This window comes from Tropicibacter alexandrii (assembly GCF_003667315.2).
In the GTDB taxonomy this organism is placed as follows: domain Bacteria; phylum Pseudomonadota; class Alphaproteobacteria; order Rhodobacterales; family Rhodobacteraceae; genus Tropicibacter; species Tropicibacter alexandrii.
The window spans coordinates 239,627-255,559 of the sequence record NZ_RCTZ02000005.1; the positions used below are offsets into that span (position 1 = coordinate 239,627).

The 15,933-nt window shown below is 64.8% G+C and carries 18 protein-coding genes; 7 read left to right on the forward strand and 11 right to left on the reverse strand.

Annotated elements, in window-relative coordinates:
• Positions 1-29 precede the first annotated feature (29 nt).
• The 5 genes from D8Z78_RS08915 to D8Z78_RS08935 form a co-directional block, all read right to left on the reverse strand.
• Positions 30-1,214: a vWA domain-containing protein gene (locus D8Z78_RS08915; protein ID WP_121629656.1), complete on the reverse strand. Its 1,185-nt coding sequence runs from the start codon at positions 1,212-1,214 to the stop codon at positions 30-32.
• A gap of 73 nt (positions 1,215-1,287) precedes the next feature.
• Complete coding sequence (locus tag D8Z78_RS08920; RefSeq protein WP_121629655.1) at positions 1,288-1,452, reverse strand: apolipoprotein acyltransferase; 165 nt, start codon at positions 1,450-1,452, stop codon at positions 1,288-1,290.
• Positions 1,449-2,837 carry a DUF2927 domain-containing protein gene (locus D8Z78_RS08925; protein ID WP_121629654.1) on the reverse strand — a complete coding sequence of 463 codons (1,389 nt, stop codon included), beginning with the start codon at positions 2,835-2,837 and terminating at the stop codon, positions 1,449-1,451. The genes D8Z78_RS08920 and D8Z78_RS08925 overlap by 4 nt, the downstream gene beginning before the upstream one ends.
• Complete coding sequence (locus D8Z78_RS08930; RefSeq protein WP_121629653.1) at positions 2,837-3,292, reverse strand: GNAT family N-acetyltransferase; 456 nt, start codon at positions 3,290-3,292, stop codon at positions 2,837-2,839. The genes D8Z78_RS08925 and D8Z78_RS08930 overlap by 1 nt, the downstream gene beginning before the upstream one ends.
• Positions 3,293-3,595: 303 nt before the next feature.
• The gene (locus D8Z78_RS08935) at positions 3,596-4,498 is read right to left on the reverse strand and encodes an AEC family transporter (protein WP_121629652.1); all 903 of its coding nucleotides are present in this window, start codon (positions 4,496-4,498) and stop codon (positions 3,596-3,598) included.
• Positions 4,499-4,588: 90 nt separating this feature from the next.
• On the opposite strand from D8Z78_RS08935, the gene D8Z78_RS08940 reads away from it, so the two are divergent.
• Positions 4,589-5,203: a hypothetical protein gene (locus tag D8Z78_RS08940; protein ID WP_121629651.1), complete on the forward strand. Its 615-nt coding sequence runs from the start codon at positions 4,589-4,591 to the stop codon at positions 5,201-5,203.
• 1 nt (position 5,204) lies between these two features.
• Here D8Z78_RS08940 and D8Z78_RS08945 read toward each other — a convergent pair whose 3' ends face one another.
• Complete coding sequence (locus D8Z78_RS08945; protein WP_121629650.1) at positions 5,205-6,044, reverse strand: AAA family ATPase; 840 nt, start codon at positions 6,042-6,044, stop codon at positions 5,205-5,207.
• Between the two features lie 470 nt (positions 6,045-6,514).
• Here D8Z78_RS08945 and dksA point away from each other — a divergent pair, with 470 nt between their 5' ends.
• The 5 genes from dksA to D8Z78_RS08970 all read left to right on the forward strand — a co-directional run bounded on the left by dksA (position 6,515) and on the right by D8Z78_RS08970 (position 11,429).
• Entirely contained in the window at positions 6,515-6,937 is a 423-nt protein-coding gene (gene dksA, locus D8Z78_RS08950; protein WP_121629862.1) for an RNA polymerase-binding protein DksA, read from the forward strand.
• A 72-nt stretch (positions 6,938-7,009) separates the two neighbouring features.
• Positions 7,010-8,176: an FAD-dependent monooxygenase gene (locus tag D8Z78_RS08955; RefSeq protein ID WP_121629649.1), complete on the forward strand. Its 1,167-nt coding sequence runs from the start codon at positions 7,010-7,012 to the stop codon at positions 8,174-8,176.
• Between the two features lie 57 nt (positions 8,177-8,233).
• Positions 8,234-9,202, forward strand: a complete 969-nt coding sequence (locus D8Z78_RS08960; RefSeq protein ID WP_121629648.1) for an XdhC family protein — start codon at positions 8,234-8,236, stop codon at positions 9,200-9,202.
• Positions 9,199-10,194 (forward strand): molybdopterin-binding protein, encoded by a 996-nt coding sequence (locus tag D8Z78_RS08965; RefSeq protein ID WP_121629647.1) that lies wholly within the window; start codon positions 9,199-9,201, stop codon positions 10,192-10,194. Before D8Z78_RS08960 ends, D8Z78_RS08965 begins: the two co-directional genes overlap by 4 nt.
• Positions 10,195-10,277: 83 nt before the next feature.
• Positions 10,278-11,429: a Hint domain-containing protein gene (locus D8Z78_RS08970; protein ID WP_164932927.1), complete on the forward strand. Its 1,152-nt coding sequence runs from the start codon at positions 10,278-10,280 to the stop codon at positions 11,427-11,429.
• A 6-nt stretch (positions 11,430-11,435) separates the two neighbouring features.
• Here the strand turns inward: D8Z78_RS08970 and D8Z78_RS08975 are convergent, their stop codons facing one another.
• Both D8Z78_RS08975 and infC read right to left on the reverse strand, forming a co-directional pair.
• The gene (locus D8Z78_RS08975) at positions 11,436-12,029 is read right to left on the reverse strand and encodes an SAM-dependent methyltransferase (protein WP_121629645.1); all 594 of its coding nucleotides are present in this window, start codon (positions 12,027-12,029) and stop codon (positions 11,436-11,438) included.
• Between the two features lie 99 nt (positions 12,030-12,128).
• The gene (gene infC, locus D8Z78_RS08980) at positions 12,129-12,698 is read right to left on the reverse strand and encodes a translation initiation factor IF-3 (protein ID WP_476718452.1); all 570 of its coding nucleotides are present in this window, start codon (positions 12,696-12,698) and stop codon (positions 12,129-12,131) included.
• 177 nt (positions 12,699-12,875) lie between these two features.
• Here infC and D8Z78_RS08985 point away from each other — a divergent pair, with 177 nt between their 5' ends.
• Positions 12,876-13,706, forward strand: coding sequence for a hypothetical protein (locus tag D8Z78_RS08985; protein ID WP_121629643.1), 831 nt, complete (start codon positions 12,876-12,878; stop codon positions 13,704-13,706).
• A gap of 98 nt (positions 13,707-13,804) precedes the next feature.
• Here D8Z78_RS08985 and D8Z78_RS08990 read toward each other — a convergent pair whose 3' ends face one another.
• The 3 genes from D8Z78_RS08990 to D8Z78_RS09000 form a co-directional block, all read right to left on the reverse strand.
• Positions 13,805-14,662, reverse strand: coding sequence for a ferredoxin--NADP reductase (locus D8Z78_RS08990; RefSeq protein WP_121629642.1), 858 nt, complete (start codon positions 14,660-14,662; stop codon positions 13,805-13,807).
• Between the two features lie 82 nt (positions 14,663-14,744).
• On the reverse strand, positions 14,745-15,113 hold the full coding sequence (locus tag D8Z78_RS08995; protein WP_121629641.1) for a DUF934 domain-containing protein: 369 nt from the start codon (positions 15,111-15,113) through the stop codon (positions 14,745-14,747).
• Positions 15,114-15,159: 46 nt separating this feature from the next.
• Entirely contained in the window at positions 15,160-15,933 is a 774-nt protein-coding gene (locus D8Z78_RS09000) for a phosphoadenylyl-sulfate reductase (RefSeq protein WP_121629640.1), read from the reverse strand.

Here is a 15,933-nt window from a genome sequence, read left to right on the forward strand (position 1 = left end):
CTTTTCAAAGGATTAACGTGGGATTCGTCTCAATTCCCGAGAATGCGCATGCCCCGGTCGATGCCTTCCAAGGTCATCGGCACCATGCGATCCTCGAAGATTTCGCGGATCATCTGAATCGACTGGGTATAGCGCCAGTGCTGTTCGGGCACCGGGTTCAACCAAAGGTGGTTGGACCATTGCCGACGGGCCCGTTCCAGCCAGACCTGTCCGGCCTCCTTGTTCCAGTGTTCGTTGGCACCGCCGGGATAGGCGATCTCGTAGGGCGACATGGAGGCATCGCCAACGAAAATGCATTTGTAATCCGCGCCATAGGTGTTCAGCACCTCCCAAGTCGGGGTTTGCTGATCCCAGCGGCGGCGGTTGTCCTTCCAGACGCCTTCATACAGGCAGTTGTGAAAGTAATAGTGATCGAGATGCTTGAACTCGGCGCGCGCGGCCGAGAACAGTTCCTCGACCAGCTTCACATACGGATCCATCGAGCCGCCAATGTCGAGGAACAACAAGACCTTGACCGCATTGCGCCGTTCCGGCCGGGTCTGCACGTCGAGATAGCCGTTATGAGCGGTGGCGCGGATCGTCCCGTCCAGATCGAGTTCCTCGTCCGCCCCCGCGCGCGCCCATTTGCGCAGACGTTTCAGTGCGACCTTGATGTTGCGGGTGCCCAATTCGACGCTGTCATCGAGGTTCTTGAACTCGCGCTTGTCCCAGACCTTGACCGCGCGCCTGTGGCGGCTTTCGTTCTGGCCGATGCGCACGCCCTCGGGGTTGTAGCCGTAGGCCCCAAACGGCGAGGTGCCCGCGGTGCCCACCCATTTCGAGCCACCCTGATGGCGGCCTTTCTGTTCCTCGAGCCGCTTCTTGAGCGTCTCCATCAGCTTGTCGAAGCCGCCCATGGCTTCGATCTGCGCCTTTTCTTCCTCGGACAGGTGCTTTTCGGCCATCTTGCGCAGCCAGTCCTCGGGCAGGTCGAGCGCGTTCAGGACCTGCTCGGGCGTGATGCTGTCGAGCCCCTTGAAGGTGGCGGCAAAGGCCCGGTCAAAGCGGTCGAGATGGCGTTCATCCTTGACCATGGCCGTGCGGGCGAGAAAGTAGAACGCCTCGACGTCATAGGTGGCGAGGCCTGCGCTCATGCCTTCGAGAAAGGCGAGATATTCGCGCAAGGAGACGGGCACGCCGTTGGAGCGGAGGGTTTCGAAGAAGGGAACGAACATGGGGATGTTCTAGGTTCCGCAAGAGGCCGGTGCAAGAAAGTAGGATGGGTTAAGACCCATCCTACCCAAGATTTCACAGCGTCTTTTCAAGGATGATCGTCGCGAACAGGCCCAGCAGGGCAAAGGCGATCGCGTAGACGGCGGCATATTGCGCGATGTCCAACCCGTTGCCCTTGCGACGTTTGGCGTTGAACCCACCAAGGAGGGCTCCGATCAGGGCAGCGGTCAGGACAATCATAGGGCGCCTCGTCTCCGTCTGGCGGGGTTGAGCGAGCCGATCTCGCGCAGCTTGGCGCGCACGGCCCATTCCGAGCCGAACCCGTAGCGTGCCCAGCCCAGACTGTCCAGACGCACCTTGCGCCCCTCGGTCACACGTCCGTCAAGTTCCAGCGCCTCGGCGCGCAGCATCATCAAGGTCGCCAGCAGGGCCGCGTTTTCATGCCGCGCCGCGGTGTCCAGATGCGGGGTCAGCAGGGCCAGCGCATCCTTGGCGCGACCGGCCGAGATCGCATAGGCGGCCAGTTGCGAGGCGACATAGGCCCGGTGCAGCGCGGTGTCCGGCGATTTGCCGAAAAACCGTTGCGCCAGAACGAAATGGTCCTGTGCGGCCTGCGGATCGGTGGCCTGCAACAGCCGTCCCATGGCGTAGTGCGAAAACGCACGGCGATGGTCCGTCCAGCCCAGGGCCGAGGCGACCTTCAGCGCCTCTGTTGCGGCGCTGCGGCGCTGCGCGGGGTTCGCGCCGGGGCCAAGCGCGGTCTGCACCGCATCGATCCAGATCCTCGGCGTCTTGGACAGGCGCTGCGGCGCGACATTGACGCCGCGCGGATTGATCCGCGCAAGGATCGCGGGCAGGCGGTCGGCGACCTCGTTGCGGGTCATGCCGTTGCGCAGGCCCGGATCATAATAGGCACGCAGGATGGTCATGTCATGACCGGTCAGCACCGTATGCACGTTGTCGTCGTTGAACACGCTGTCGGGCAGGCGGTACAGGTCGTTGAGCGGCCCGATGGCCTGCGCCAGTTCCTCGTGCAGGCAGTCGCGGACCTCCTGCGGCGAGGAATCGTTGGGCAGGAAGATCGCCAGCCGTTCGCGGGTGCGCAATTGCGACCACGACACCTTCTTGGTGCGGCGGGCAGAGCGGTATTCCGCCAGCGACGAGACGTTGGGCACCACGAAACAGGCCGCAGAGGGCAGCGTGTCACGGATTTCGGAGCGGGTGACGGCCTGCACGGTGATATTGGCATTGGCCCCACCGGTCAGATCGATCTGGATGCCGGCCTCTGTGCGCAGGCGATGCAACAGACGCTTGAGGTCGGGCGTCAGCGAAACCGGCGCCTCGCCAGTGACGCGCACCGTGATCGGCCCCTCGAACCGGGTGAAGACCGGCAATTGACGCCCCGATTCCAAGGTAAAGGCCAGATCCAGGAAATCGCGCGCCATGTCGGAATTCGACGCCACCGGCGGTTGCGGCCGCGGCACCGAAAAGGATTTCATCGGCGGCAGTGATGCCTCGCTTTCCACGCTAGATGCGGCGCGGGTCGGCGTGTCGCCCTGACCGACGGGCATGCAGGCGCCCAGCAGCAGGTAGAACGGCAAGAGGTAACGTCTGGCTTTGCGCATCACGGTCTCTGGTACTTGATGAAAGGGGTCAGAACGCCGATCCGGTCATAAAGCCGCCGGGCGGTGTCATTGAACTCCTGAGTCAACCAGTAGACAGCCGGTGCGCCATGCGAGTCGGCGGCGGCATAGACGCCTTCGATCAGCGCCCGGCCCACACCCATGCCCCGCACATCCGGATCGGCGTAGAGATCCTGCAGATAGCAGACCTCTTCGACTTTCCAGGCGTGACGGTGGAACAGGTAATGGGTGAGGCCCACGACACGACCGTCCAACTCGGCCACCAGCGCGTTGTAGTCGCGCGGGTCGTCGCCGAGAAGGCGCGCAAAGGTCGAGGTGTAAACAGCGTCCGACACGCTGGATTCGTAAAAATCCAGATAGCCCGTCCAGAGCCTGCGCCATGCCTGTTCATCCTCGGCACGCAGCGCGCGCACGGAGAGAGCCGTCGTTTGGGACACTGTTAGAAGCCTGCCTGCTTGTTGTTACTCGGATGGAATGAACATCCGGTGCTTTTCTGTCCTCTGTTAGGACACTATAGGGCATAACTGAGTTTTTTGGACAAGCTGTTAACAAAGCCCGCCGAGATTTTTCCCGCACTCGGAAAAAGCGATCAGCTTTTATTAAAAATCAACATGTTGCATGGTGCCGAGATGCAACAATATCTTAAGGTTGTTTGGGTTTACCCAATGTTAGGAAACATTAACGCCTGATGAATCCCTCGAAGCGTGGCGTGAATGCGGCGCTTTGCCCTACGTCAGGCCTCAGGCGAGCCACGCCAGCGAGATCAGCGACAGGGTCGATGTCCAGATCACGACGGGGGCGATCTGGTCGGTGCGGATGCCGTGCAGCATGGCCAGCGAAAAGGCCATGGCCCCCGATGGCCCCGCCGCTGCCAGCACCAGCAGCGTCTCCCATTCCGGGGGTCTTTGGCCGATATGCAGCACCGCCCAGACCAGCGCCGGAAAGACCATCAGCTTGACCGCGGCGATGGTGGCGATGGTGGGCGAGGGGGCGAGGCTGTGCCCCGACAGGATCACGCCGAGGGCGAACAAGGTCAGCGGCGCGGCGCCAGCACCTGCGAAATGCATCGCGGTCAGGACCGGTTCAGGCACCGGGATCGGCAGCACATGGGTCAACCCGCCCAATGCGATGGCGATCAGGACCGGGTTCTGCACGACGCGCGCCAGCGACGCGCCCGGACGCCCGCCGCGATGGGCGATCAAGCCGGTCGTCACGATGAAGAAGCCGAAGGTGACCGAACTGTCCCATGCCACGATTCCGGTGATCGGCAGCGCGGCGGCCTCGCCATAGATCAGGAACGAGATCGGCCAGATATACAGCAGCGTGTTGACGAAGACGGTCGCCATGGCCAGCAACCACGCCTCGGGCAGGTCGCGCTTCAGCACGCCAAGCGCGAGGCCCAGCGTCAGGGTGAACGTCGCGACTTGGCACAGGGCATACAGGCCGATGGCCTCGGCCCGGAAGGCGCTGAAATCCAGCCCTTGGATCAGGGGAAAGATCAGCGCCGGTTGCAACACCAGAAACGTCACGCGGTTTACGGCTGCTGCCTCGTCGCGGGTGAAGCGGCCCATCCGCCCAAGGACAAAGCCAAGCGCCAGCATGGAAAAGACGGGCAGGATGTCATGGGTCAGGATCGTCAGCATGTTGCCAGAGACCACGCTCGGTCGGGCGGCGCAAGCGCGCTCGGAACGGGTCGTCGTGACGGGCGTTCCAAGACCGAAGGGAGAACGGTCATGTGGGACTGGCTACAGCAGAACGGCCCGGCGCTGAACGTGATGCTCAACGCGGTCATGTTGTTGGTCTGGGGCGCGTATCTTCAGCTGTTCTGGATGTCCTTCCAGCGCGCCAACCGCGCGGTCATCCATATCAGCCGCGCCGCCGAGGACGGGCGTGACGCGCGGTTGATCGTATCGAACATGGGCAGCGAGGCGGTCTACATCCTTGCGATGCAGGTGCGCCTGACCTGTGGGGACCGGCAGATGGCGGCCTCGGTCACGGACAAGGTCGAACGCAGCCCCGTCGATGACGAGGATTTCCGCGACCGCACCTTGCAAGGGCCCTTGGCGGGGGGCGATGCGGTCGATGTCGGCGGGTTCCGCACCGTCCTGCAACGCGCCGAACATTGCCTCGGCGAAGGCGTCGAGTTGGAAGACTGTTCCGAGGTCGAGGTCACCGTCATCGTGGCCGCGCAGCAGGCACACAAGCTGCTGGGCGGCTACAAACGTTATCGGATTCACGGCAGCGAAGGTAACCTGACCTTCGACAGCGAAGACGTGCTGACCCGGCAGATCCGGTCGTGGCGGCATCGCCGACAGTTGCGCAAGGAACTGACCGCGCGCAACGTGTGACTCAGCGCTCGCGCCGGGCCATGAAGGCGAGCCGCTCGAACAGGTGAACGTCCTGCTCGTTCTTCAGCAAAGCGCCGTGCAATTTCGGCAAGGCGCTGGCGCCGTCACGCTTGAGGTCCTCGGCGTCCATGTCCTCGGCCAAGAGCAGCTTGAGCCAGTCCAGCACTTCCGAGGTCGACGGCTTCTTCTTCAACCCCGGCTGTTCGCGCAGTTCGTAGAACTGTGTCAGGGCCGTGGTCAGAAGCTGGTCCTTGATGCCGGGGTGGTGGACCTCGACGATCTTGCGCAGGGTGTCGGGGTCGGGAAACTTGATGTAGTGGAAGAAGCACCGCCGCAGGAAGGCGTCGGGCAGTTCCTTTTCGTTGTTCGACGTGATGATGACGATGGGGCGGTTGACCGCGCGGATCGTCTCGCCCGTCTCGTAGACGTGGAATTCCATCCGGTCGAGTTCCTGCAACAGGTCGTTGGGGAATTCGATATCGGCCTTGTCGATCTCGTCGATCAGCAGGACGACCTTGTGATCCGCCTCGAAGGCCTGCCACAGCTTGCCCTTGCGGATGTAGTTCTTGACGTCATGCACACGTTCGTCACCCAACTGGCTGTCGCGCAACCGGCTGACGGCGTCATATTCATACAACCCCTGCTGCGCCTTGGTCGTCGACTTGATGTTCCATTCGATCATCGGCAGGCCAAGCGCCTTGGCCACCTGCCGCGCCAGTTCGGTCTTGCCCGTGCCCGGCTCGCCCTTGACCAGCAGCGGACGTTCCAGCGTCACGGCGGCGTTCACGGCCATGGTCAGGTCGTCGGTGGAAACGTAGTCATCGGTGCCGTCAAAGCGCATGCATGCTCTCCTGTCTGTCGCGGCACAGGGGTAAGCCGCCCCCGCGTGCATTGCAAGCCGCGCAGGCACCGGATGGGCGGTCGGGGCGGCGGGCCGCGCGCGAAACGGTGTTCTGCACATGAGAACAAAACTGGACAAAATATGGATATTGTGCGCACCGGCGCACGGTCCGCGCCAAGGGTGCGTGAAACATTTGATCTAGGTTAAAGGCAGCCGCTGCGGGCCGTGATAGCCAGCAAGCGTCCTGTCTGAACCGGAAATCCGTGGCCAAGGGCGCGTTCACAGGTCGTTACCGGACAGCGTCGCGCCATTTGTCACATTTCGTTTCACGCATGGCGGGAAATCGCCGCGACGCAGCCCGGATTGTGTAGTGACAAGGGGTAATCGTTGGGTTAAGAGCCGCCCTTAGGGGTGCCATATATCTAGGGAATTTCGACATGATGGATATTGGCGAGCACGAGGGAACAGAAATGAAACCTGAGAACTTCCTGCCCGATGACTACACACCGGCAGAGGACGAACCCTTCATGAACGAGCGTCAGACGGAATATTTCCGTCGGAAGTTGCTGGCTTGGAAGCAGGATATTCTTGCCGACAGCCGCGACACGATCGAAACGCTGCAGGAAGGCACGCGGAACATTCCCGACGTGACCGACCGCGCCAGCGAAGAGACCGATCGCGCGCTCGAATTGCGCACGCGCGACCGCCAGCGCAAGCTGGTCTCCAAGATCGACGCCGCGCTGCGCCGCATCGAAGAGGGCGAATACGGGTATTGCGAGGTGACCGGCGAGCCGATCAGCCTGAAACGGTTGGACGCCCGCCCGATCGCGACCATGAGCCTCGAAGCTCAGGAACGCCACGAGCGCCGGGAAAAGGTCCATCGCGACGACTGAGTGTCGACGCTGGCATCAAATAGGAACGCCGGAGGCCTTGCCTTCGGCGTTTTTCTTTGCGCATAGGGCGGCATGGCGTTGCATGGTCTCAATATTGCCGTTCTGGGCGGCGGCATCGGCGGTCTGGCGGCGGCGCTGGTGCTTCGGGCGCGCGGCGCGGATGTGCGCGTGCTGGAGCAGGCCGATGCGATCCGCGAGGTCGGCGCCGGCATCCAGATTTCGCCCAACGGCTTGCGCGTGCTCGAGGCGCTGGGGCTGGGGCAGGGCTTTCGCCGGATTTCCGTGCCGGGGCAGGCGGTCAGCTTGCGCGATTACCGGGCGGGGCGCGAAGTGCTGCGCATGGACCTGAGCGGGCTGGCCACGGGGCAGGAATACCGCTTCGTGCACCGCGCCGACCTGATCGACCTGCTGGCCGGGGCCGCGCGCGATGCGGGCGTGCAGATCCGGCTCTTGCAAAAGGCGCGCTCCGTCGTGCCGGGCCCGCGCCCCGAGGTCCAGCTGTGCACGGGCGACAGCGTCCATGCCGATTTGGTCATCGGTGCCGATGGCCTGCATTCGGTCCTGCGCCCCGTGCTGAACGGCCCGGCCAACCCGTTCTTCACCGGTCAGGTGGCATGGCGCGCCGTGGTGCGCAACACCGTCGGCCACCCGAACGAGGCGCACGTTCATATGGGGCCGGGCCGCCACATGGTCAGCTATCCGCTGCGCGGCGGTGAGTTCGTCAACATCGTCGCGGTCGAGGAACGCAAGGGCTGGGTCGACGAGGGCTGGTCCCATACCGATGACGCGGCCAACCTGCGCCGCGCCTTTGCGGGCTTTGGCGGCATGGTGCCGGAGCTGCTGGCACATGTCTCCGACCCGGGTTTGTGGGGCCTGTTCCGCCATCCGGTGGCCGAGGTCTGGCACGGGCAGGGCGTGGCGCTGCTGGGCGATGGCGCGCATCCGACGCTGCCCTTTCTGGCGCAGGGGGCGAATATGGCGCTCGAAGATGCGTGGGTGCTGGGCGATGTTCTGGCGCGCAGCGGTGCTGCCGGGCTGGACGACTACCAGACCCGCCGCCGCCCCCGCGTGTCCCGTGCCATCGAGACGGCCAATGGCAATGCGTGGAAATACCATCTGCGCAACCCGCTGATCCGCGGCGTCGCGCATCTGGGTCTTGGCCTGATCGGTCGCGTGGCGCCGGACAAGATGCTGCACCAGTTTGACTGGCTCTATACCCATGACGTGACCCGCCCTTAAGTCGGGGGAGACACCGCCGACAGGCGTGCTAGGGTGCGCGCAAAAGGGAGGCGAGATATGGATATCGCAGACGGGATTCCCGAAAAGGCATTGGAGTGGCACCGCGCGGGCAAGGGCGCGGTTCTGGCCACGGTGGTGCAGACATGGGGCAGCGCGCCGCGCCGCGTGGGCTCTCAACTGGCGATTTCGGGCGATGCCGAGATCGAAGGCTCTGTTTCCGGCGGCTGCGTCGAAGGCGCGGTGATCGTCGAGGCTTTGGAAGCGCTGGAGGCGGGCGAGCTGCGCGAGTTGGAATTCGGGGTGTCGGATCAGGATGCCTTTGCCGTGGGGCTGGCCTGTGGCGGCACGATCCGGGTGATCGTCGAACCCGTGGGCGCCGTGATGCCCGAGACCCTGCTGGCCGATATGGTCGAGGCCCGCGCCAAGCGGCAGGCTGTGGCCTATGTGGTCGATCTGGACACCGGCGCGCGCCACCTTGCCCGCGACGGCTATCAGCAGCGGTTCCGCATGGACCGCTCCGGCTTCGAGGAAGAGACGCGCACCTTTGTCTGCATCCACAACCCGCCCTTGCGGCTGATCGTGGTGGGCGCGGTGCATATCGCGCAGGCCCTGCTGCCCATGGCGCGGATCGCGGGCTATGACCCGGTGATCATCGACCCGCGCGAGACATTCGGATCGGCTGCGCGCTTTCCCGGCGAGACCATCCTTGACGACTGGCCCGACGAGGCGATCGACAAGCTGGGCCTCGATCCCGGCACCGCGCTGGTGCTGCTGACCCATGACCCGAAACTCGACGACCCGGCGCTCTTGCGCGCGCTGCGCTCGGACGTGTTCTATATCGGGGCGCTCGGGTCGACGCGGACCCATGCCAAGCGCGTCACCCGCCTCGAAGAGGCCGGGTTTACGCCTGACGAAATTGCCCGCATCCACGGCCCCATCGGCCTTGATATCGGCGCGTCCGGCCCGTCGGAAATCGCCGTCTCGATCCTTGCGGAAATGACCCGCGTGCTGAGGAAAGGCGCATGAAATTCGGCCCGGTTCCTCTGGATCAGGCGGTGGGCGCGGTGCTGGCGCATTCCGTCGCGCTGCCCGATGGACGGCTGAAAAAGGGCACGGTGCTGACGCCCGATGACCTTGGACCCTTGGAGGCTGCCGGCTTTGCCGAGGTGATCGCCGCGCGACTGGAACCGGGCGACATCGCAGAGGACGCCGCCGCCGAGCGTCTGGCCCATGCGCTGGTCCCCGACCCCGCGCGCGCCGGGCTGAAGCTGGGCCGCGCCGCAACGGGCCGGGTCAACATCACGGCGACCGCGCCGGGTGTCGCGGAGATCCTTGCTGACCGTATCCACGCGCTCAATGCGCTGCATCCGATGATCACCGTCGCGACGGTGCCGAAATGGCAGCGCATGGACGCACGCGGCATGGTGGCGACGGTCAAGATCATCTCTTATGCCGTGCCCGAGGCTGCGCTCGATGCTGCGTGTCTTGCGGGGCAGGGGGCGTTGCGTCTGCGGCCCGTCACCTGCAGGCAGGCCGAACTGATCCAGACCACGGTCGACGACAACGAGAAGCTCACCGACAAGGGGCATCGCGTGACAGAGGCGCGCCTATCGCGCATGGGATGCGCGCTTGCCGCGCCCAATATCGTGCCGCACCGGCTTGAGCCGCTGACCAAGGCGATCCGCGCCTCGACAGCCGAAATCGTGCTGATCCTGACCGGCTCGGCCACCTCCGACCTGCACGATGTGGCGCCCGAAGCGGTGCGCAAAGCGGGCGGAGAGGTCACGTATTATGGCATGCCCGTCGATCCCGGCAACCTGCTGTTCTACGGCACGCTGGGCGAGCGCCCCGTGATTGGTCTGCCGGGTTGCGCCCGCGCCCCGGCCCTGAACGGCGCCGACTGGGTGCTGGAACGGCTGCTCTGCGGCGTCCCTGTCACGCCGCGCGACATTGCCGCCATGGGCGTTGGCGGCCTGCTCAAGGAAATCCCCGCGCGGGGCCGTCTGCGCGAAGGCTGACCCGCACGATATCTCTTGTGTTTACCGCAGTTTAACACGGGGCCTGTAGCGTCTGCCTGCTTTCGGTGGACGGGGATGCGCACGTGTACAAGCTTGCCGTTTATGACTGGACGCAGGTCTCCACCCCGGCTGCGCTGACGCCTGCCAACCTCGCGAACGACACCAATGGCAACGACCCGTCGCAGCCCAGCTACGACCCCTCTGCGCCCAGTTGGACCGGCGTCACCTATACCTATCTCGGCGGCAGCCCGACCTCGATCAAGGTCATCGACGATGATGGCGTGTTTCAGGACGGCTATGTCGAAACCGGCACCCCCGCCACGCTGGCCGAGGATGTGACGATCTCCGGCGTGACCTACGCGGCCGGGTCCATCGTCGAGAACGAATTCGCGCTTGTCGATGCGGGCGGGTCCGAGGTCTGGGTGATCCGCATCGGCGGGGTGAATGTCGGCTTTGCCCCACAGGTTCCGTATTATGCGATCCCCGCCGGGGTGACCTTTTCCCCGGTCGAGGCGCGCGATGGCGACGCTGCGGCCAGCAGTGACGGCATTTCCAGCGACACCGCCTATTCCGGGGTGATCTGTTTTGGTGCGCAGACCTCGATTGCCACGCCCGAAGGCGCCCGCCGCGCCGACAGCCTCGTGGCGGGCGATCTGGTGCTGACCGCCGATCACGGGCCGCAGCCCCTGATCTGGGTGGCGCACAGCCATGTCAGGCTTGAGGATCGCAATGACCCGGCCCGTCCGATCCTGTGTCCGAAGGATGCCTTTGGCAGCGGCGTGCCAGAGCGTGACCTGATCCTGTCCCCCCAGCATCGGGTCTTGCTGAGCGGGCCTGCATTGGACACCGAGGGGGACCAATTGGCGCCGGTCTGCGGCTTGCTGGGCCTGCCGAGGCTGCGGGTCATGTACGGGCTGCGGCGCGTCACCTATGTCCACCTGCTGCTGGAGCGGCACGCGATCCTGTCGTCAGAAGGGGTCGCCTCCGAAAGCTTCTATCCCGGACCCATGGCGCTGCGCGCCCTAGATGGCGCCACCGGGCGGCAGGCGGCTGGACAGGTCTCGCGTGATCCGGCCCGCCCGATGCTGTCACGCGCGCAGGCCGAGGCCTTGGTTGAACAGGCCCGTATCGAACGGCGCAGGGGCGGTTCGAAGGGGGCCGACTGGCTGCGGGTCGCCGCCTTTGCCGACATCACCTCGCCGGTCCGGCGCAACCTGCGCCTGCAGGTCGGCTGAACCGGTTCAGGCGGGCGCGTCGGCGATGAAATCGATCAGGGCAGACCGGCCCGAATGACCGGTGCCTTCGCGCAGGACCTTTTCGTAGCTGGCAAGGCGCAGGACCTGCAGATCGGCAAAGCTGTCGCGCAACATGTCCTGGGTATACATGTTCTCGCGCCGACCCGGCCCGCCGGTGCCAAGCGCCACCTGCTCGGGCGTGTAGCCATGCAGCATCAGGCGCCCACCCGGCCCCAAGGCCCGGCGGATGCCGTCGAACAGCGCAGTCCGGCCCTCGGGGCCGACAAACTGGATGAAAACCCCGACCACAAGGTCGAAGGGCTGCGACCAGTCCCACTCCTCGATCGTGGCATGATGAAGCGCCAGTTGCACGCCGCGCGCGCCGGCCAGCTTGCGCGCCTTGTCCAGACCAACGGCAGAGGCGTCGAAGGCCGTGACCTGACAGCCGAGACCGGCAAGGAAGACGGCGTTGCGGCCTTCGCCCTCGGCGATGCACAGCGTCCGCGCGCCCGGGGGAACAAGCCCGACATTGTCGCGCAAAAAGGACGCCGGTTCGGTCCCGAACAGGTATTCCTTCGTGCCGAAGCGTTCATCCCACATGGGTCATCCTCCCTGATGCCGGAAAGATAGGTTGTGCGGCGCAAAACAAAACCCGCCGGACTGCGGCGGGTTTCGAAAAAAAACATCTGTCGGACCGAATTACTTGTTCGGCAGCGGCCCGATCATCATGACCATCTGGCGGCCTTCCATCTTGGGCATGTTCTCGATCTTGCCGATTTCCTTGACGTCTTCGGCGACGCGCTGCAGCAGGTCGCGCCCAAGGTCCTGGTGCGCCATCTCGCGACCCCGGAAACGCAGGGTGACCTTCACCTTGTCGCCATTTTCGAGGAACTTGAGGACGTTGCGCATCTTCACATCGTAGTCGTGGGTGTCGGTGCCGGGACGGAACTTGACCTCTTTGACCTCGATGATCTTCTGCTTCTTGCGGGCCTCGGATTCACGCTTCTGCTGTTCATATTTGAACTTGCCGAAATCCATGATCTTGCAGACCGGTGGCGTGGCGTTGGGCGAGATCTCGACCAGATCGAGACCGGCACGCTCGGCCAGTTCCATGGCGCGGGCGGGCGTGACCACGCCGACATTTTCACCTTCGGCGCCGATCAGGCGGATTTCGGGGGCCCGGATGCGATCGTTGACGCGGGGGCCAGTGTCGCGCGTGGGGGGCGCGTTGTGAGGACGGCGGGCTATTGGAATGCTCCTTTTGGGAATTTCGTCAAGAGCGCAAGGTAAACGGGGGAAAGTCGGGTTTCAAGCGTCAAAACCGGGGATTCATGCTGCATCGCGGCGTTTTCGGGCTTGAGATTGGCTGGCGCGCGGCGCACATCTTGACCGCAGGATCGGGGTTGGCCCGGTTCGTGGATATTTCAAGGTTTGGGGGATCGAGTGATGCAAAAGGCGATCGCGATCATCGTGGCGGCTGTCGTCGTCGTGGGCGGCTATTTCTGGTACAGCAACGAGCAGGCCGCCAAGGAGGCGGCGCTGGTGGCCGAACAGCAGGCCGCGGCCGAGGCAAAAGCCGCCGAGGAAGCGGCGAAGGCTGCCGAGGAAGCGGCGGCGGCGAAGGCCGCCGAAGAAGCGGCAGCAGCGAAAGCCGCAGAGGAGGCCGCTGCCGCAGAGGCGGAAGCCGCGGCCCAGAAGGCCGCCGAAGAGGCCGCAGCAGCCCTTCAGGCTGCCGAGGAAGCCGCCGCCGCCGAAGCGGAAGCCGCCGCTCAGGCAGCGCAAGAGGCCGCAGCCGCAGCAGAGGCCGAAGCCCGCGCCGCAGCCGAAGCCGCCGAGGCCGAAGCCGCCGCCGCGTTGCAGGCCGCCGAAGAGGCCGCTGCAGCCGAGGCAGAAAAGGCCGCACGCGCCGCCGAGGAAGCCGCGCAGGCAGCCGAAGCCGCAGCCGCCGAGGCGGTCGAGGCCGGTGCCGAGGCGGTTGAAGAGGCCGAGCAGGCCATCGACGACATGGCCCAGCAGTTGGGCGACGCCGTCGACTCCGCCGCCGAGGCTGCCGAACCTGCCGCCGACGCGGTGGCCGACGCGGCAGACAGCCCGGCCATCACCGAATTGCTGACGGTGGATGGCTTTGACTATGACAAGGTGGTCGAATATATCGACAATTCCGAGCTGGGCATGGTCGCAAAGGCCGGCGCACGGCAGCTGGCCGAGACCTTGCGCGACAATCCTGAGACGCCGCAGGCGGTGCTGGATCAACTCAGAGAGATGCTCAACCTCTGATTGGACCGTCAGGTCATTGAAAAGCCCCGCACGAGAGATCGCGCGGGGCTCTTTCGTAAGAGGCGACCGGGGCAGGGATGTCGCCCAGGATGTGGCCCTCAGTCGAGGAAGGCCTTTTCCACCACGTATTGTTTCGGATCGGAATTGGCGCCTTCTTCCAGTCCGTAATCCTCCAGCATGGCCTTTAGTTCGAGGTTGAAGGCGAGGTTGCCGCAGATCATCGCCCGGTCATGCTCGGGATTGATCGGGTGCACGCCCAGATCCTCGAAGGCCTCGCCAGAGCGCATCAGGTCGGTGATGCGGCCCATCTTGGGCGACTGTTCGCGGGTCGTGGTGGGGTAATACTTGATCTTCTTCCAGAATCCCTCGCCAATGACCTCGTTGAGCAACTCGTCGGTCTTGAGGCTTTCGATGATCTCGGCCCCATAGGTCAGCTCGCCCGCCTCGCGGCAGGTATGGGTGATGATGACCTCGTCGTAATCCTGATAGGTCTGCGGTTCGCGCAGCAGGCTGGCGAAGGGCGCAAAGCCGGTGCCGGTGGCAAAGAACCAGATGCGCTTGCCAGGCAAGAGCGCGTCATGGACCAGCGTTCCGACGGGCTTCGGGCGCAGGATGATCTCGTCTCCGGGCTGGATGTGTTGCAGGCGCGAGGTCAGCGGGCCGTCGGGCACCTTGATCGAGTAGAATTCCAGTTCCTCGTCCCAAGACGGCGACGCGATGGAATAGGCGCGCAAGAGCGGCTTTTCCTTGCCGGTCTTCGGATCGGTCTGCATGAGGCCGATCATCACGAATTCGCCCGAGCGGAAGCGCATCGTGGCAGGCCGCGTGCAGCGGAAGGAAAACAGCCGGTCGGTGTAATGCTTGACCTCGGTGACGGTCTGGGCGTCGGGCAGGGCAAGCTTCTTCGGCGCGGGGGCGGCAGCGGCTGTATCGGTCACGGGGGTCATCTCTGTCATATGTCACTTTGCCGATATGATTAAACCGGCACCTCCGTCATAGCTTTGATCTGTGTCAGGTGAAAGGGCGTCGGGGCGCGACTCAGCCCCGCAGGCGGGCCTGATAGTCGTGGGACTGCCAGTTGGCGCGGTCGCGCCACTGGTCCTCGGGCTGGCGCTGCGCAATCTCGTCCGAGATTTCGACCTCGTCGAAGCCGGCGCGGCGGGCCATGGCGTATTGATCGGCGATCACATGGCCTGCGGCCCGCAGACGGCCCGTATAGCCGCGCAGCCGTAGCAGCCGCGCAAGGGTAAAGCCACGGCCATCGGCGAAGCTGGGAAAGGCAATGCGGATCATCTCGGCATTGGTATGGCCGTCCAGCGTGGCCGGGTCGGTGTCGGAGGGCAAGTCGCGGATCGCGCCTGCGAACGTATCGGGGGCAAAGCCTTGATCGGTGACGATGATCGACATGGGGCGGGTCCTTTGTGATCTGGGGTAGGATGGGTGATCACCCATCCTACTTTGTGTTGCGCACGGGGCGGCCATCGACGAAGTGGATGCCGCATTCCTGTTTGTCCTGTCCGCGCCAGCGTCCGGCGCGCGGGTCTTCGCCCGGGGCGACCTTGGACGTGCAGGGCGCGCAGCCGATCGACGGATAGCCCTGCGCCACCAGCGGATGCTTTGGCAGGCGGTTCTCCTCCATATAGGTGCGCACGTCCTCGGGGCCCCAATGGGCCAACGGGTTGACCTTAATCCGGCCCGTCGCCTCTTCGAGCTCGAAAAACTCCATCGCGGCGCGGGTCGCGGCCTGATAGCGTTTGCGCCCGGTGATCCAGCCGTCGAACCCGTCCAGCGCGGCTTCCAGCGGCAGCGTCTTGCGCAGGGCACAGCACGCGTCCGGGTCGCCAAGGCGCAGCCCCCCATAAGGATCGCGCTGCGCCAGCGTCGCCTCATCCGTGCGCAGGATGCGCAGGTCGGTCAGGTGCAGGCGCTCGGCCACCTCTTGTTGATAGGCCAGCGTTTCGGCAAACAGCAGGCGCGTATCGATGAACAGCACCGGGACGGAGCGGTCGACCATGGCGACAAGGTGCAGCAGCGCCACGGACTCGGCCCCGAAGGACGAGACCATGGCGATCCGGCCCGCCTCCGGGTCACGCAGCGCGCCTTCCAGCACGGCGGTCGCGCCGTGGTGCCGGTAGCGCGCGTTCAGCGTGGCCACACGGGCGCGCAGGGCGTCCAGATCAGGGGCGGGCCGTTCGGGTGGTTTGTCTTCACGAAGAAGCGGTTGCAT

Coding starts and splice junctions, on each gene's coding strand:
- dksA (WP_121629862.1), top strand. CDS start 6,515: ATGAAACCTGAGAACTTCCTGCCCGATGACTACACACCGGCAGAGGAC.
- D8Z78_RS08920 (WP_121629655.1), bottom strand. CDS start 1,452: ATGATTGTCCTGACCGCTGCCCTGATCGGAGCCCTCCTTGGTGGGTTC.
- D8Z78_RS08940 (WP_121629651.1), top strand. CDS start 4,589: ATGTGGGACTGGCTACAGCAGAACGGCCCGGCGCTGAACGTGATGCTC.
- D8Z78_RS08975 (WP_121629645.1), bottom strand. CDS start 12,029: ATGTGGGATGAACGCTTCGGCACGAAGGAATACCTGTTCGGGACCGAA.
- D8Z78_RS08960 (WP_121629648.1), top strand. CDS start 8,234: ATGGATATCGCAGACGGGATTCCCGAAAAGGCATTGGAGTGGCACCGC.
- D8Z78_RS08990 (WP_121629642.1), bottom strand. CDS start 14,662: ATGACAGAGATGACCCCCGTGACCGATACAGCCGCTGCCGCCCCCGCG.
- D8Z78_RS08955 (WP_121629649.1), top strand. CDS start 7,010: ATGGCGTTGCATGGTCTCAATATTGCCGTTCTGGGCGGCGGCATCGGC.
- D8Z78_RS08925 (WP_121629654.1), bottom strand. CDS start 2,837: ATGCGCAAAGCCAGACGTTACCTCTTGCCGTTCTACCTGCTGCTGGGC.
- D8Z78_RS08945 (WP_121629650.1), bottom strand. CDS start 6,044: ATGCGCTTTGACGGCACCGATGACTACGTTTCCACCGACGACCTGACC.
- D8Z78_RS08935 (WP_121629652.1), bottom strand. CDS start 4,498: ATGCTGACGATCCTGACCCATGACATCCTGCCCGTCTTTTCCATGCTG.
- D8Z78_RS08965 (WP_121629647.1), top strand. CDS start 9,199: ATGAAATTCGGCCCGGTTCCTCTGGATCAGGCGGTGGGCGCGGTGCTG.
- D8Z78_RS08995 (WP_121629641.1), bottom strand. CDS start 15,113: ATGTCGATCATCGTCACCGATCAAGGCTTTGCCCCCGATACGTTCGCA.
- D8Z78_RS08915 (WP_121629656.1), bottom strand. CDS start 1,214: ATGTTCGTTCCCTTCTTCGAAACCCTCCGCTCCAACGGCGTGCCCGTC.
- D8Z78_RS08985 (WP_121629643.1), top strand. CDS start 12,876: ATGCAAAAGGCGATCGCGATCATCGTGGCGGCTGTCGTCGTCGTGGGC.
- D8Z78_RS09000 (WP_121629640.1), bottom strand. CDS start 15,933: ATGCAACCGCTTCTTCGTGAAGACAAACCACCCGAACGGCCCGCCCCT.